Raw genomic sequence first — 16,258 nt, 5'->3', positions numbered from 1 at the left:
GCGGTTTTTATTTTTATATTGGTAGCGCTCGTTTTTAATTTAATAGATATCGTGTGTACGCGCTATTTTCTTGGCTGACAATCGAGTGACTGCCCGTTAACTTCGATGCTGTCATTCCCCATTAAGTAAAGATACATAGGCATAATATCTTCAGGCGTTTTTAATGTATCTGGATTTTCTGCCGGAAACGCTTGAGCGCGCATTTGCGTGCGAGTACCGCCAGGGTTGATACAATTAAACCTTAGTGTTTTGTTCTGGTACTCATCGGCGAGGGTTTGCATAACGCCTTCTGTCGCAAACTTAGAAACCGCATAGGTTCCCCAAAACGCACGGCCTTTTCGGCCTACACTCGATGTGGTAAAAATCACTGATGCATTCTCGGCTTTCTCTAACGCCGGAATGAGTGCTTGAGTCATGTACACCATACCATTTACGTTAACTTGCATCACGTCTTGCCACTCTTCGGCGTCGATATCTTTAAATGCGCTTAAATGCCCAAGAATGCTTGCATTGTGTAGCACCCCATCTAGACGGCCGAACTGGTCAATAATCGTCTGGGTCATCTGCTGATAGTGAGAGGGGGTAGCACCTTTAATGTCTAAGGGGACAATCGCAGGCTCTTGGCCACCAGCTGCAACAATGTCGTCATAGACGGCTTCAAGTTTTGATACAGTACGGCCTAATAAAATACAAATAGCGCCATGAGCAGCATAAGTTTTCGCGGCTTGTGCACCAATCCCATCGCCGGCACCGGTGACAAGAATCACTTTGTCGCGTAACAAATCTACTGGTGCGTTGTAATCGTTCATCGTATTCCTTTAAAAGGTTAATTTTTCATTCGCGAAAGTCGAAGCTTGTTGCCCTTTAATAAGTTTTAAAGGTCAGTAACGCTTCGCTTTTTAAGTCCCCAGATCATACTCAGCCTGACTCACAAGTAAAACATTGAATGAAAAAACTCTTCAAACGTAAAAAAAGTTAACATTAATAGTTAACAAAACTTTGCAAAGTTGCAACAAAGTCAATAAGATTGAGGAAGATACAACTGGTCTAACATGTTTAAAACTATTAACTACACCTGTAAAGACAGGATAGTGCAGGCTACTTTTATAAGAGTTGAGTTTTAGACGCAGAATAACAACAATGCTTGTAGGGAGTAGAGATGAGAAAACTCGTATTAAGTTCCAGTGTGGCCCTTGCGCTGGGTCTAGCAGGCTGTGGTGGCTCCGATGAAACCCTTTCCGACATTCAGGCCGAAACAGAAGTCCAAACCCCATTTTCGCGGATCCTTTTTGACCCAGCAGCAGGGAACCTCAACATTCCAAACGACCTTCTTATGCTTCCGGGCGATGACGGTTTCTTCGATTACACACTAAATATCCCAGTGGCTGACCCCACAGACTTTGCTGACCCGCAAAATGCGCTTAACGTGTTAGATGGGTGGTCTACTCAGCACCCGTTCGTTATCAACGTAGAAACACCGCCGGGTGCTTCGTTAGACGAGAGCACGCTAGCATCTGGCGTATTGTTGTATGAAGCAACGCTAGGTCTTGACCAAAGCGACCCAGATTGCGCGCAAATCACCACGCCATCAGCGGGTTGTAAGCTTGGTGACCAACTTACTTTCGGTGTTGATTATGTATTAAGCCTTGCTGATAGCAACACGATTACTTTTGTGCCTTTAAAACCACTTAAGGCTGCGCAAGGTTACATGTTGGTCATGACTACTGATTTGAAAGATTCTTCAGGCAAGTCAGTACAAGGCTCAACTACGTGGGACTTGGTAAGGCAAGATATTAATGCCAACCCTTTAGGAAGCGATGCACAGCTTCAATTACAAGGTTTAGTTAATTCTTTAGTTAACCCTCTTCTAGGTGCCGGCTTTGCCCGTGAAGATATTACTTATGTGTCTGCTTTTACCACCCAATCTGTTGCTAATTCGCTAGATACGATTAAAAAAGTCATGATTAGTGGTTTTGCTCAACTTGCAGCAGGCGGTGATCCTTCTGCGCCTTCAGCACTACCGGCGATTACAGTTGGTGATGCAGCAGTAGCGCCAAATGCAATGGAAGCACTAGGGCTTGTAAACTCTACGGTTGTTGCAGGTGCGGTAGAGCAGGGCAAACAGGGGTTATCTGAGCAAGTACAGGCTGCCATTGATGCAACTGATTTTAGCGCGTTGGAAACGTGTGCAGGTCTGGCTGGTACAGTTTCTGGCCAATTGTCTGCGCAGTGGGGCGCACTAAACGACTTTGCTGTTGGCGTATCTACGGGTATCTTGGCGCAAGCAGGTCCATTCTGTGCGGCACAGCGCTTAGAGGGTAATATTGCACTGCCTTATTTCCTAGGTGTTCCGAGTGCTGAAAACCCATTAGCACCAGTAAATGACTTCTGGAAAGCAGCGTGTGATAGCGGCATTGTGCTAGCAGGCGCACCGCAAGAATTGCTTGCTAATGCTGAGCCAGGTCCAAATGCAGAAATGTGTTCTTCTCTTGGCCTTGCCGATGTTCGCATTAATGGTGAAATGCTAGATAGCGCTAGAAACATTACGAAGTTCAATCCATATCCACAGCCTACCGGCGGTAACATGGGAACGGAGACGCTAGACGTGCAGGTAACGATTCCTGATCCAGCCATTGCTGGTGTACTAGGTTTCCCAATTAGTATGCCAGAAGCAGGATGGCCGGTCGTTATTTTAGCGCATGGCATTACTAGTCAAAAAGAAGATATGCTTGCCATTACGGGTACGCTGTCGCTGGCAGGTATTGCGTCTGTAGCCATTGACCAACCGCTACACGGTAGCCGTGGCTTTGATTTAGATGGCGATGGTACTGACGACCTTAACGCTACAAGCGTAAGCGCCACGCACTATATGAACCTAGCAAGCCTGCCTACGGCGCGGGATAACTTGCGCCAAAGTGTGTCTGATCTTCTTGGCTTACGTTTAGGCTTAAATGCAGTGATTGATAATACAACAACACAGAACGTTAAGTTCGATATGGGTCGTGTTTCAATCATGGGGGTTTCTTTAGGGGCCATTACTGGCGGTAATTTCGCTGCGGTTGCAAATACATCAATGGGCGGTGATTTAGCAGCACTTGATGGTATGTTTGCTGTTAGAGAAGCGTCTCTTGAATCACCGGGAGGCGGCGTGGCACAATTCTTACTAGAGTCTGCTGCTTTTGGTCCCCTGATCAAAGGGTTACTGCTTTCACAGGCATCAGAAGATTTTGTTGCTCTATTACAGCAGTTGTATGAAACAACTGACGTAAACGAAGAACAACTTGCAGCGGCAGTCGCTATCTTTGAAGAGGCGTTAACAGAAGAACAGGCTGCTGAAGTAAATGCGGTATTTGCTGAGTTTGCTTTTGCTGCTCAAACCGTCATGGATGCGGGTGACCCAACCAACTATGCACAAACGCTTGGTAGTAATACGCCTGTTCACATGATGACGGTAGTAGGTGATGGCAGCGAAGAGAACTTGCCTGACCAAGTAATTCCAGTGTCTACAGCCTTACCACTGTCGGGCCAGTTACCGCTAGCTGCTACTATTGGCCTAGAGCAGGTAACAACGACTCAAGGGCCAGGTACTGACCCAATTAGTGGCTTGGTATTGTTCAACAGTGGGGCTCACGCATCTAGCTTAAGCCCAGCGGCGAGCGCAGCGGTTACTACCGAAATGCAAAAAGAAGTGGCTGGCTACATAGCTTCAGATGCGTTAGCGTTACCTATCTCTGATGAAAGTGTGGTTGCAAACTAAAAGTGCACGTTACTTTGGTAACAAGGTGTAGTTAAAACAACACCATTAAACAATGTTATAGCCGGTTTAAAGTGTTTCTTTAAACCGGCTTTTTTGTATATAAATTATAATGTTGTTTGAAAGTTGCAGGTTGTTAATGTAGTGTTAACAGAGGTCAGATCAGTATAAATCTCTCTGCGTAACACACTCATTAAAAAAACGTGTGAGCAGCATAGAAAAGGGCCTATTCATTCATCATTAGGGAAAACATGCGATGATTAATAAAACCACGTTTACTAGTAAACGGACGCTTATTGCACTTTCTCTCACAGCGCTTCTAAGTGCTTGCGGAGATAACGACAACGATTTTTCAAACATACAACAGCCGGCACCAACGCCCCCAACTTCACCAGCGCCAGCACCTGAGCCTATTCCCGCTTTTTCACCTGACGGAACGTTATCGGCAGACGTAACCTGGACTAAGTACGGTGTGCCTCATGTTAAAGCCGATACTTTAGAGAGCATGGCCTACGGTGTTGGCTATGCTTTTGCGCGTGACAATTTATGCGTACTGGCCGATCAAATTCTTAAATATAATTCAGAGCGTGCTAAGTATTTCGGACCGGATGCAGTACCAGGCAGCGGAGACTCAGAGCATCTCATTAATGATTTTGGTTTTATAACTTTAGGCATAAGAGAGCTAGCAGAGGAAAACCTCCCCCGGTTATCTGCAAACTCACGAGCTATGTTTCAGGGCTATACTGCTGGGTACAATCGCTACTTAAACGAAACGCCCGTAGATGAGCAAGATCAAAGCTGTGCAGGTCAGCCTTGGGTTACTGAAATCGACAGTGTAGACCTATTAACCTATTCATTAGGCGTAGCGCTGCTACCTGGTGCCGCTAACTTTTTAGGCCCAATGTTTATCGCAGCGCCTGAAGGGGAAAGTTACTTACCAACCCCAACTGCATCTTCAACTGAGTCCACGGCGTCCATTAAGATCGCTCCTACCGTTAAGGTGCCCGATCGCAATCCGCAGGAAATGGGCTCAAATGGGTGGGGTTTAGGCAGTGATAAAACAACGAATGGCAAAGGCATGGTATTGGGTAATCCACACTTCCCACATACTGGCAACCTACGTTTTTGGAACTTTCATGCGCAAGTTCCCGGTCATTTAAACGTAACGGGGGGCTCATTAATGGGGTTACCTGGGGCAGTGAACATTGGTTTTAATGAAAACGTCGCGTGGACACATACCTTTTCCACGGCAGAACATTTTGTGGTTTATCAACTAACGCTAGATGAAAACGACGAAGCAGGGCTAACCCATGTTGTCGATGGTAACCGACGTACTATCTACGAAAAGCCAATGCAAATCGACGTGGCTGTGGGCGGTGGACAAACAATAACGCTAGAAAAAACGGCTTATTATACGAATTATGGCCCTATGATAGAGGTGCCAGGTAATTTTGATTGGAGCGACACCAACGCGTTTGCAATAAAAGACGCTAACTTGCCTAACTTTGATATTGTCGACCACTGGCTAGCCATGAACATGGCCACGTCAATGGACGAGTTCAAACAAGCCTTTAAAGACTATGACGGGGTAATATTTAACAATACGATGGCGGCTTCTAGCGACGGCCAGGTATTTTATATCGATGATTCGACGGTGCCGAATTTAACAGAAACGGCTATTGAACAACTCACCACTAACCCGTTGCTTATTCAGACGAAGGCTGCTGCGGGTTTTACGGTCTTACCCGGAAATATTTCTCAGTTCGACTTCGAGGGGCCTGTACCTTACGAAGAAGCGCCTAAATACGAAGGAACAGATTCAGTTCAAAATTCAAATGACAGTTACTGGCTGACAAATTTGAATTCACCTATTGTTGTGAGCAACCCGCTTTTTGGTAATGTCGACAACCAGCAAAGCCTGCGTTCACGAATGGGGCAGCAGTTTATCGAAAATGAAGCGGGGAGTGACGGTACCTTTACGCCACAAGAAGTAGAAGGTTTATTGTTTAACAACCGAAGCTACTTGGCTGAAAATATTTTACCTTCTTTATTAGAGGCGTGTGCGAATCAGGGCGATACGCCTGTGAATGTAGACGGTACGGCAGTGGATATCTCTGTATCTTGTGCTGCACTGGAAGACTGGGATGGAACCATGAATCTTACCAGTACCGGCGCTCACGTCTTTAGAGAGTTTGCGTTCCAATTTAACCAAGCGCCACAGTGGGAAACACCGTTCTCATTGGAAATGCCAGTAACCACACCTTCAGGCTTAATGCAAAATGATGTAACGCTTCAGCAATTAGCGCGTGCAACGCAGGTAATTGAAGAAGCAGGTATTGCTTTTGATGCGCCACTTGGCGATGTGCAGTTTGTTGAACGTAGTCTTCCTGATGGAACGGCTTCGGGTGTAAAACTGCCGTGGGCTGGCGCACACAACATTGAAGGTGGCTTTAACGTATTCGATGTTAGTAGCAATAGAAATGGAACGCTGTTGCCTAGACATTCCTACGAGACAATAAACAACAATACGGCAATGAGTGCCCAAGCCGAGGGTTATCACATTAACTACGGCACGAGCTGGGCTATGGTAATCAATTTTACCGATGAAGGCCCGAAAGGCCGTGGTATTTTGACGTATTCTCAGTCTCGAAAATATGGCAGTGAACACTTCTTAGACCAAACTCGCCTCTACTCAACGCAACCAACGCTACGAGATATCTATTTTACGGAAGAAGAGATCGAGGCCAATAAGATTGAGCACGTTACACTATCGTCAGACTAAGGTGAGACTGGTATTATAGCGCAATGAAAACAGCGACTTTGCCATTTATTGGTAAAGTCGCTATTTACGTGTTGGGTAGATAACGTTGCTTACCCGTTTATTTTACTAGGAGTAGAGTTTGGAGTTTTTGTACGAATACGGTTTGTTTGTTGCCAAAGCAGTAACACTCGTCGTTGCTTTTATCGTGGTTGTATCAACCATTGTCGGTGTGGCAAGTAAGCAGAAGCAGGGGAAAGGCCAACTTGAAATCGTGTCTATTTCTGAACAGTTAAAAGACATAACGAATTATGCAAAGCAGGTACTTTTAGATAAGAACGCGCTTAAAAAACTGGCAAAGGAACAAAAGAAAGAAGCTAAGGCAAAAAATAAGGAAAAGGGCGTAGACGCGAACAAGTCCCGCTTATACGTCATCGACTTTAAAGGCTCGATGGACGCAAACGAAGTTGAACATTTACGCGAAGAAGTTACCGCTATTCTTTGTGTTGCTAATAAAGAGGACGAAGTGTTAGTTCGCCTTGAAAGTGGCGGCGGTGTGGTACACGGGTACGGACTTGCAGCATCACAGCTTCAGCGTATTAAAGAAAAAGGCCTTAAGTTAACTATCGCTGTGGATAAAGTAGCGGCGAGTGGCGGCTATATGATGGCGTGTGTTGCTGATAAATTACTTGCTTCTCAGTTTGCTTATATTGGCAGTATTGGCGTTTTGGCGCAGCTTCCTAACTTCAATAAATTGCTCAAGAAGAATGACATTGAGTTTGAGCAACACACCGCCGGTGAATTTAAACGAACGCTGACGATCTTTGGTGAAAATAACGACGAAGGTCGTGCCAAATTTAAAGAAGAAATTGAAGAAATTCATGTTCTTTTTAAAGACTTTGTTCAAAGCCAACGCCCTGATATGAACATTGACAAAGTCGCTACAGGTGAGTACTGGCCTGGTATCAAAGCTAAGACGCTAGGTTTGGTCGACGAGATAACCACATCAGATGATTATATTCTCTCTCATTATCCAGCACGGGAAATATTTAGCGTTAAATATTCAGTGAAGAAGAACGTCGCTGAAAAGCTAGGTATGTCAGCAGCAAGCGTTGTTGAAAGGGTATTTATGAAATCAATGAGCAAAGCGCGTCACTGGTTTTAACGCAAGCGGTACGTCTGCGCTTTAAGGGCGCACTATGCTGTTTTTTTTACGGCTTTTGGGGTGCAGACGTAACGTAATTAATTAACCTACATAAAGATAATAAAAAGAATATGGCACGGCATACTAAAAGCGATATTGTAGATGCGGCAGAGTTTCTGTTTTCTCAAAGCGGGTTTACACAAACCTCCATGCGAGATATTACTGCAAGAGCCGGCGTCAATTTAGCGTCGGTTAACTATCACTTTGGCAGTAAGAAAAACCTTATTCAGGCGGTATTTAAGCGCTACTTTGACCATCTAATGCCGCAAGTACAGTCGTGCTTAGCTGAAATTCAGCCTAGTAAGGGGGCAAAAGGGGTAGAGCAGCTGCTGTATTCACTCATTCCCCCAATGTTAGACTTAAACGAATTGTCGCCTCAGGGCACCGCCACCTTTGTAAAACTTCTTGGCCGCGGGTATAACGAAACCCAAGGCCATTTGCGTAAGTTTATAATGACTGATTATGGTGATTGTATTAGAACACTTGTGAATGCCATTAGGCAGTGTTTGCCAGACTTGCCTGAAGAGGAGTTATTCTGGCGTCTTCATTTTGCAATGGGGAGCTTTGTATTTTCAATGGCATCAAGTCAGGCATTGACAGAGATAGCCGAGTCGGATTTTCACAAGCACGTCAATATCGAAGAGGTGATAAACCACCTTGTTCCGTTTGTTGCACAGGGCTTAGCCGGCAGGTAATCGATATATAACGGTTTTTTTTTGCGAAAAAGCCAAGATTACACCTACAGTTTGTATCTGCCTGTAGGTGTAAAACCAATATACACCGTTAAACATATTTTTAACGGGGTAAAGTGGCTCCTGGTACTTCTGCATTAAGCTTTTCTGCCCAAAAATCTTTCACAGAAAAACCTGACTTTGCTGGACCAGATGCTTTTTTCTTACTCGGTGTAGACGAGGCTTTGGCTTCTTTCTTCGTCGTTGTTTGTGACGACATCGAATCTACCATTTCCTGAAGCTGTGCTAAACGTACATTTTTACCACCATCAACACTGTACCAGCCACTTTTAGCTTCTATGTTAGGTGCTTTGCCGTGGGCTTTTTTATAAGCGTCAGAAAATGCAGCGATTACCGTGTCTTTGTCTAAGTTTGCCATGCTTTTTTGCTCTTTATTTTGTTAAGATGACGAACGAATAATGACTTACCTGAACACCAGATACGCGTTAAACGTAAAGGCAACGTTTACAGCGGAAAGCCTAAAGGCGCAGTGCACATATGCAGCGCCTATGTGACAACCAGTATCTCGCGCTTATTTCAGTTAAATAGCAGGTAATTTCATAAACGTTCGCTACATTTTATAGCGTTTTTTAACCTATTTGTCTAACTTTCCACCGGAGGACCTGTGTCTATTAATAACCTTGAGCTGAAAAACTATCTCGATGGCGTTCTAAGGGCGAATGAAATCAGTGACTACTGTCCAAATGGCTTACAGGTAGAGGGCACAGGTAAAATTAAAAAAATTGTTACTGGTGTTACCGCATCTCAAGCGCTTGTTGACGCCGCGATAGACGCTGACGCAGATGCCATTATCGTTCACCACGGTTATTTTTGGAAAGGTGAGTCGCAGACCATCACGGGTATGAAAAAACGCCGATTGTCCGCTTTACTTGCTAACGATATCAACTTATATGCCTACCACCTTCCTTTGGATGTTCACCCTGAATTTGGCAATAATCGCCAGCTGGCGTCTTTGTTAGGTATTCAAGATATTCATGCAGTTAGCCATGTTAAACCGATTGGCGTAGTGATGCAGGGCACGTTAGAAGATGAAACCGACGGTGTGACGTTGCAATCTACACTTCAGCAAATACTAAAAAGAGATGTGCTATTAGAAGGTCCAACGTCAAAACCCATTACAACACTGGCATGGTGTACCGGCGGTGGTCAGGGTTTTATTGAACAAGCTGTTGAACTTGGTGTCGATGCTTTTATTACCGGAGAAGTATCGGAACAAACTGTCCATACAGCCCGAGAAATGGGAATAACCTTTTTAGCAGCCGGCCACCACGCTACCGAGCGATACGGTGTTAAATCTCTTGGAGAGCATATTGCTGAACACTTCGACGTAACGGTTGAATTTATCGATATTGATAACCCAGCTTAGCTGTAATTGCACAATATGAAGAACGACCATATATTTGACGGCATCGCAGAAAAGTTCGCAAACAACATTTATGGTACAACGAAGGGCAGGCTTAGGCATACTTTGTTGTGTGATGTACTTGCGCCATATTTAGCCCGGCCGTTAAAAGCCATTGAAATTGGTGGAGGAACGGGCGTGATGACTGCGCATATTGCTGCAATGGGTCATGACGTTGTCCTTACCGATGCATCAAGTGATGTTCTATCGAAAGCCGCCCCTTTGCTCAACGCCAGCGATAATATACGAATTCGACATCAGTACTTGCAGGAAATAGATGATTTAGCAGCCTATGATTTAGTGGTTTGCCATGCGGTATTAGAGTGGTTAGATGCCCCCTTCGATGCTATCGACTTTATTCATAAGAATATGAAACGTGGCGCACGCCTTAGCCTGAGTTTTTTTAATCAAGACGCAAACCTATTTGCAAATGCGATTTACGGTAATTTCGATTACATTGCTAAGGGCATGAAAGCGAAAAAGCAGGTGAGGCTAAACCCAAAACAACCGCTTGGTGCAATGCGAGTTGTAGACTATTGTGAATCTTTGGGGTTTAAGGTGTTAGACAAAGCGGGGATCCGCTGCTTTCACGACTATATGCGGGATATTAGTCATCAAAATAGTAAGTTTGATGAATTATTAGCGCTTGAACGGCAATACAACAAAATGCCGCCGTACCTGTGGTTAGGTAAATACTTCCACCTTATTTTAGAAAAAGGTTAAAGTCTATTGCTACCGCTTAGTATGTTGTCGATGGTTGTATTGGCAATTTCTTCTAGGGCTTCTTCGGTGAAGAAGCCCTGGTGGCCTGTTATCAACACATTAGGAAAAGTGGTTAACCGTTGAAATACGTCATCTTGAATGATTTCTTGGGAATGATCGACAAAGAAGAGTTCAGATTCACGTTCGTATACATCTAGCCCTAAATATCCAATTTTTCTTGATTTTAGGCCCTTTATTATCGCATCGTTATCGACTAAGCCCCCTCGGGACGTGTTAATAAGCATGACACCGTCAGGCATTTGGGCAAGGCTACTTTCGTTGATGATGTGATGACTATGTTCATTAAGTGGGCAATGAAGCGTAACTATCGCGCTCATTGCGAATAGTTCGTCAAGAGAGACATAATGCGCTCCCATTTTCTTTACGCTTACGTCTTCTATAGGGTCAAAACAAAGCACGCGACAGCCAAAGCCTAACAATATCCGTATTACGGCCTTGCCAATTCTGCCGGTGCCGATTACACCTACCGTTTTATTATGTAAAGTAAACCCTATCAACCCGGCAAGGTTAAAATTACCCTCTCTCACGCGATTATACGCTTTATGGGTTTTACGGTTTAATGTCAGTATAAGGGCAAGGGTATGCTCGGCAACGGTTTCAGGGCTATATGCAGGTACACGGCTTACTGAAATGCCTGCTCGGGTAGCAGCATTAACATCAACGTTATTAAAACCTGCACAGCGAAGTGCAATATGCTCTACGTCGGCGTGCTTAAGTGCGTCAATTGTTTCTGCATTTACGTCATCATTAACAAATACCACGACGTCAGAAAAACCTTTACAACTTACCGCCGTTGAAGGGGTTAAAGGGTGTTCAAAGAAAGTGGCTTCTATACGGGGTTGCAGCGTTTTATTACGTTCACAAAGTAAGGCAGTGAAAACCTGTTTTTCATACGGGCGGGTGCTGAAAAACACAACTTTTCTGCTACTTTCACTGTCAGTTTCAATTTTGCTCTGGCTCATAACGCTCCCTCGTAGTATTCGATAAACGCAATTTAAAACATACAGTGAAGCTAGATCATTCGCTATTCCTTTCTAATAGTTCTGCGATATCGCTATCGATGGAAGAGGGCTTTATGGTCGGTGCGTAACGTTTTAATACTTTACCTTCTGCGTTTATAAGAAACTTAGTGAAGTTCCATTTTATTCGCTTAGACCCTAACAGGCCGGGTGCTTCGTTTTTTAATGCCTCAAACAACGGGTTGGCGTCTGGGCCGTTAACGTTAGTTTTTTTAAACAGTGGAAAAGACACACCAAAATTAAGCGTGCAGAATTGTGCAATGTCTTCATCACTTCCCGGCTCTTGGTGTCCGAATTGGTCGCAAGGAAAACCTAATATTTCAAAGCCTTTGTCATGATACTTTTTATAGAGCGCTTCAAGCCCCTCATATTGCGGCGTAAAACCGCACTTGCTGGCAGTATTCACTATAAGCAACACCTTCCCTTTGTATTGTTCCAAGGTGGTTTGCTCGCCGGTATTTAGCGTGAGGGAATGCTGATAGAGTTCCAAAGTCATTTTCCTATATTTTTGTTGTTGTTAAGTCTGTTACTCTTAGGTAAACCAAACATCGTTGATTCTATCTAGAGTATATTTTGTATGAGTAATTTGAAAGTGAGTTTTCTGGGTTTAGGGGTTATGGGCTTTCCAATGGCAGGGCATTTAAGCAATGCAGGCTATTCGGTTAATGTTTATAACCGTACCGTACAAAAAGCCTTAGCCTGGGCAACCCAATATCAAAAGGGTGGGGCAAATGTTGCCGTAAGTGAAACGGTAGCCCATGCATGCGAAGCAGCCGATATCGTATTTATGTGCGTTGGCAATGATAACGATGTAAGAGAAGTGGCCACGCAAGCATTACAAGTAATGAAACCGGGTAGTATACTTGTTGACCACACTACGGCATCTGCCGATATAGCGAGAGAACTGTACGCTGCGTGTAAGGAAAAGAGCGTAGGGTTTCTTGATGCGCCTGTGTCAGGAGGTCAAGCGGGGGCTGAAAACGGCCAGCTAACGATAATGGTAGGGGGCGATGAAGATAAATATAACAAGGTCGAGCCTGTCATGGCTCACTATGCTCGACACAGTCAGCTACTCGGCAAAAGTGGGAGTGGTCAGCTTGCTAAAATGATGAACCAGATTTGTATAGCTGGCATTGTACAGGGCCTCGCCGAAGCCCTACATTTTGGACAAAAAGCGGGGCTGGATTGTAACGCCGTCGTTGATGTAATAAGCAAAGGTGCAGCCCAATCATGGCAAATGGAAAATAGAGCTAGCACCATGTTAAGCAACAGCTTTGATTTCGGCTTTGCAGTAGATTGGATGCGTAAAGATTTGAGTATTGCGCTAGATGAAGCGCGAAAAAACGGTTCTACGCTAGCGCTAACCGCCTTGGTTGATCAGTACTACGCAGATGTACAAAAGCTGGGTGGAGGCCGTTGGGACACGTCGAGCTTACTTACACGGCTGAAATAATTTAAAAGACTACGTCATTGTAAAGGGGCAGCGCTAAAGATATATTTCAGGTGCCCCTTTTTTGTAATGATGGCTTAAACCCTTATAACCAATAGCTAAAGTGCGTGTTCTTGCGCAAGTAAAACAAGCTGCTCTAAACGGGCCTTGTTTGTCTCGTTTAGCGTCAATGCCGTTACCTTTTCAATAAGCTGCTTGAGCCTATACTTTCGGTATACGCCAATATCAGCCTCAATCATACATTGAAGTAAATTCAGGCCAAAAGCGGCAGTTTGCGGCGAAAGTTGAAAGGCGTCATAAAAGTGTTTCATGGCTTTACTAAATAGCCCTTCAATAAAAAGCTGTGTACCGGTTTCATTAATCGAAACCGCTTGCTGGTGATTAAGACCTAAGCTTTCCCCGCCGGAAAAGATGAGCTCATCGTTCATCACTTGTTCTGATACTGCTTGTAGCTCAGCATTCTTTTGCTTTGCCATTAATAACAGTTCACCCGCCTTACGTTCATCACCCAAGCCGTGATGCACTTTAGCAGCAATAACCAAAACAGACGGTTCAGTACGCAAATAATTATCGACATAGTCACCTTCAAGCAGGTGTGTGGCTTTTTCTACATCGCCGTCAAGGACGGCGGAAAACGCTAAAAGGTAATCGCGTTTTTGCAAGGCTTGCGGGTCTCCTTGGCTTCTTCCTGCAATACCCACCAATTTTCGCGCTTGAGATAAACTTTCTGAACGATTTGTTTCAGGCGATTCTTCTGCAAGGAAAAGATAGAATTCCGCAAGTTCAAAGGTAAAGTCATTAAACCTGTCTTTTGCACTGCGGTGCATAGCGCGTTTCCTTTGTAGCAGATCTATGGCTTCAACAACCTTGTCCTGCTTTTGAAATGCTATTGTTTTCATCTTTGCTGCGGGTAAACTTAACTCGCTAAAGTTGATTTCATCTAAATACTTTTCAACTTGATCATAAGCGTTTTGCTCAAATGAAATGGACGCCAACCATTCGAATGCTTTATCTCGAGCAAGGCTTGAGTTAACCATATCGCCTAAATGATCTTTGCATTCGGGCCACTGTCCAGACGCATACTGACATTTGACTTTACCCCATTGGGCCCATAAAACTTTGTCTGAACGGGTCAATACATCATCGTAAATACTAAGCGCACGGCGGATTTCTCCGCTTTTAAAAAGAAGTCGGGCGTAAAGCTTTCTTATATCACCAACTAAACGCGGCGGTATGCCATCTTTAATTTTGGCGCGAACAATACTGACTGCGCGTTCTACTTGTTTGTTGTCTAATGCATGCAGTACGTTTTTTACAAAGTCGCGATATGAGAGGTAATGATTGACTTGGCGTGTTAACGACGCAATGGTGTATGGCTTTATTAGTAATACGTCTGGTTGTAAATCCATGACCCGACCAATGGTCTGGGGAGAGCGGTCAGAGGTAAGAAAAATAATGCCGGTACTGGGTCTAATAAAACCCGATTCCCGTAAAATTTGAACCCATTCAACGCCCGATTTTCCTTCGCCTAAATGATAGTCCATTAGCAGTAATTCGAAGTTTTGTTTCTTGAGGGCGGCTTTTAGCTCTACGCCTGATGCAAAACTGCTCACTGATAAATTTGCGATAGACATTAAATGCCCTCGAAGCGCAGTTCGAGCGGTCGCATTGTCCTCTACAATGGCTATTCTAAATTCCACGGTAACCTGACGGGTTATTGTAAAGTAACTAGATTATCAGCAGCAGAATAAAAGTGCATTATTAAAAAGGCTAAGATTCCCCCCCAATCGTGCGCACAATTCCCTACCTGACTCATCTCGTCACAAAATATTTACGTTATAGATTATAATATTTAAACAAATGTTTACCTTTACGTTTACGTAAGGGGTAGGTATTGGGTATGGTTACCGAAAAGTCCAATATATTAAAGGTAAGAAAAATGAACTTTGATTTAACCGATGATCAGTTAGCCTTTGAAGAAACCGCCCGCCAATTTGCTCAACAAGAGCTTGCGCCAAACGCCGCGATGTGGGACAGAGAGCACCACTTTCCCGTTGATGCTATTAAAAAAGCAGGTGAATTGGGTTTTTGTGGATTGTATGCACCAGAAAGTGCCGGAGGCCTTGGTCTATCGAGGCTCGACTCGTCTATTATCTTTGAGCAGCTTTCTATGGGGTGCACCACCACGACAGCAATGTTAACCATACACAATATGGCAACATGGATGATTGCGACGTGGGGTAGCGACGACGTTAAAGATGCATGGTGCGAGCAGTTGGTAACAGGCAATAAACTAGCGTCTTACTGCCTTACCGAGCCAGGCGCAGGTTCAGATGCGGCTTCACTTAAAACTAAAGCTACTAAAGAAAACGGTGGCTACGTACTAAATGGGGCAAAAGTATTTATTTCTGGCGCAGGCAGTACAGATATTTTAGTGGTTATGGCCAGAACAGGTGAAGACGGCCCTAAAGGAGTATCTGCATTTGCCGTTCCTGCGAATACAGACGGTATCGAATATGGAAAAGCAGAAGAAAAAATGGGCTGGAATGCCCAGCCGACCCGCATGATCACCTTTGATAATGTAAAGTTAGATGAAAGTTGGTTATTAGGTGAGGAAGGGCAAGGCTTCAAAATGGCCATGCAAGGCTTAGATGGCGGCCGTATTAATATTGCCACGTGTTCAGTTGGGACTGCGCAGCAAGCGCTGAATGTAGCGCGCGACTACATGAATGAGCGAGAACAGTTTGGTAAACCAATTGCCGGGTTTCAAGCGTTACAATTTAAACTTGCAGATATGGCAACGGAGTTAGTTGCGGCGAGACAAATGGTGCGTATGGCGGCTTGTAAATTAGATAATAATGATGCAGATAAAACTACCTACTGCGCTATGGCTAAACGCTTTGCCACCGACGTAGGCTTTAACGTGTGTAACGACGCGCTTCAATTACACGGCGGTTATGGCTATATAAAAGAGTACCCTCTAGAACGACACTTTAGAGATGTTAGAGTGCATCAGATCCTTGAAGGTACAAATGAGATTATGCGCGTTATTATTGGAAGACGTTTGTTGGCGGATGAACGCAGCGTATTGTAGTGCGCTTTTAGTAGCTATGTTAGACGTGGTTTTAATGGAACG

13 protein-coding genes are annotated in these 16,258 nt (G+C 44.4%); 8 read left to right on the top strand and 5 right to left on the bottom strand.

The genetic code is table 11. The annotated features are described in order from the left end of the window. Positions 1-62: 62 nt before the first annotated feature. On the bottom strand, positions 63-809 hold the full coding sequence (locus ACTRWF_RS07945; RefSeq protein WP_462835341.1) for a YciK family oxidoreductase: 747 nt from the start codon (positions 807-809) through the stop codon (positions 63-65). A gap of 350 nt (positions 810-1,159) precedes the next feature. Here ACTRWF_RS07945 and ACTRWF_RS07940 point away from each other — a divergent pair, with 350 nt between their 5' ends. The 4 genes from ACTRWF_RS07940 (at position 1,160) to ACTRWF_RS07925 (ending at position 8,411) form a co-directional block, all read left to right on the top strand. Beyond that, entirely contained in the window at positions 1,160-3,757 is a 2,598-nt protein-coding gene (locus ACTRWF_RS07940; RefSeq protein ID WP_462835340.1) for a VolA/Pla-1 family phospholipase, read from the top strand. Between the two features lie 253 nt (positions 3,758-4,010). Beyond that, positions 4,011-6,536: an acylase gene (locus ACTRWF_RS07935; protein WP_020743563.1), complete on the top strand. Its 2,526-nt coding sequence runs from the start codon at positions 4,011-4,013 to the stop codon at positions 6,534-6,536. Positions 6,537-6,654: 118 nt separating this feature from the next. Beyond that, complete coding sequence (sohB, locus tag ACTRWF_RS07930) at positions 6,655-7,677, top strand: protease SohB (protein ID WP_020743564.1); 1,023 nt, start codon at positions 6,655-6,657, stop codon at positions 7,675-7,677. 110 nt (positions 7,678-7,787) lie between these two features. Beyond that, positions 7,788-8,411, top strand: a complete 624-nt coding sequence (locus ACTRWF_RS07925) for a TetR/AcrR family transcriptional regulator (RefSeq protein ID WP_462835339.1) — start codon at positions 7,788-7,790, stop codon at positions 8,409-8,411. A 100-nt stretch (positions 8,412-8,511) separates the two neighbouring features. Here ACTRWF_RS07925 and ACTRWF_RS07920 read toward each other — a convergent pair whose 3' ends face one another. Further along, a complete protein-coding gene (locus ACTRWF_RS07920; RefSeq protein ID WP_012518386.1) occupies positions 8,512-8,826 on the bottom strand; it encodes a hypothetical protein in 315 nt (104 codons plus the stop codon). 246 nt (positions 8,827-9,072) lie between these two features. Between ACTRWF_RS07920 and ACTRWF_RS07915 the strand changes: the two genes are divergently transcribed. Both ACTRWF_RS07915 and ACTRWF_RS07910 read left to right on the top strand, forming a co-directional pair. Further along, positions 9,073-9,834, top strand: a complete 762-nt coding sequence (locus ACTRWF_RS07915; RefSeq protein ID WP_071951526.1) for a Nif3-like dinuclear metal center hexameric protein — start codon at positions 9,073-9,075, stop codon at positions 9,832-9,834. A 15-nt stretch (positions 9,835-9,849) separates the two neighbouring features. Beyond that, positions 9,850-10,593 (top strand): methyltransferase, encoded by a 744-nt coding sequence (locus tag ACTRWF_RS07910; RefSeq protein WP_462835338.1) that lies wholly within the window; start codon positions 9,850-9,852, stop codon positions 10,591-10,593. Here the strand turns inward: ACTRWF_RS07910 and ACTRWF_RS07905 are convergent. Both ACTRWF_RS07905 and ACTRWF_RS07900 read right to left on the bottom strand, forming a co-directional pair. Further along, the gene (locus tag ACTRWF_RS07905) at positions 10,590-11,615 is read right to left on the bottom strand and encodes a 2-hydroxyacid dehydrogenase (protein WP_071951527.1); all 1,026 of its coding nucleotides are present in this window, start codon (positions 11,613-11,615) and stop codon (positions 10,590-10,592) included. The two genes, ACTRWF_RS07910 and ACTRWF_RS07905, sit on opposite strands and share 4 nt — an antisense overlap. Positions 11,616-11,670: 55 nt before the next feature. Then, on the bottom strand, positions 11,671-12,162 hold the full coding sequence (locus ACTRWF_RS07900) for a glutathione peroxidase (protein ID WP_071951528.1): 492 nt from the start codon (positions 12,160-12,162) through the stop codon (positions 11,671-11,673). An 87-nt stretch (positions 12,163-12,249) separates the two neighbouring features. Between ACTRWF_RS07900 and ACTRWF_RS07895 the strand changes: the two genes are divergently transcribed. Further along, on the top strand, positions 12,250-13,125 hold the full coding sequence (locus ACTRWF_RS07895; protein ID WP_015067229.1) for an NAD(P)-dependent oxidoreductase: 876 nt from the start codon (positions 12,250-12,252) through the stop codon (positions 13,123-13,125). A 95-nt stretch (positions 13,126-13,220) separates the two neighbouring features. On the opposite strand, the gene ACTRWF_RS07890 is transcribed toward ACTRWF_RS07895, so the two are convergent. After that, entirely contained in the window at positions 13,221-14,804 is a 1,584-nt protein-coding gene (locus ACTRWF_RS07890) for a response regulator (protein ID WP_462835366.1), read from the bottom strand. A 257-nt stretch (positions 14,805-15,061) separates the two neighbouring features. Between ACTRWF_RS07890 and ACTRWF_RS07885 the strand changes: the two genes are divergently transcribed. After that, positions 15,062-16,216, top strand: a complete 1,155-nt coding sequence (locus ACTRWF_RS07885; RefSeq protein ID WP_012518393.1) for an acyl-CoA dehydrogenase family protein — start codon at positions 15,062-15,064, stop codon at positions 16,214-16,216. The last annotated feature ends 42 nt before the right edge of the window (positions 16,217-16,258 follow it).

The organism is Alteromonas sp. G5_S2_22_S1, from assembly GCF_054968525.1.
This window is presented reverse-complemented; position numbering and strand designations above follow the sequence as displayed.

Coding starts and splice junctions, on each gene's coding strand:
- ACTRWF_RS07945 (WP_462835341.1), bottom strand. CDS start 809: ATGAACGATTACAACGCACCAGTAGATTTGTTACGCGACAAAGTGATT.
- ACTRWF_RS07940 (WP_462835340.1), top strand. CDS start 1,160: ATGAGAAAACTCGTATTAAGTTCCAGTGTGGCCCTTGCGCTGGGTCTA.
- ACTRWF_RS07935 (WP_020743563.1), top strand. CDS start 4,011: ATGATTAATAAAACCACGTTTACTAGTAAACGGACGCTTATTGCACTT.
- ACTRWF_RS07925 (WP_462835339.1), top strand. CDS start 7,788: ATGGCACGGCATACTAAAAGCGATATTGTAGATGCGGCAGAGTTTCTG.
- ACTRWF_RS07920 (WP_012518386.1), bottom strand. CDS start 8,826: ATGGCAAACTTAGACAAAGACACGGTAATCGCTGCATTTTCTGACGCT.
- ACTRWF_RS07910 (WP_462835338.1), top strand. CDS start 9,850: ATGAAGAACGACCATATATTTGACGGCATCGCAGAAAAGTTCGCAAAC.
- ACTRWF_RS07905 (WP_071951527.1), bottom strand. CDS start 11,615: ATGAGCCAGAGCAAAATTGAAACTGACAGTGAAAGTAGCAGAAAAGTT.
- ACTRWF_RS07895 (WP_015067229.1), top strand. CDS start 12,250: ATGAGTAATTTGAAAGTGAGTTTTCTGGGTTTAGGGGTTATGGGCTTT.
- ACTRWF_RS07885 (WP_012518393.1), top strand. CDS start 15,062: ATGAACTTTGATTTAACCGATGATCAGTTAGCCTTTGAAGAAACCGCC.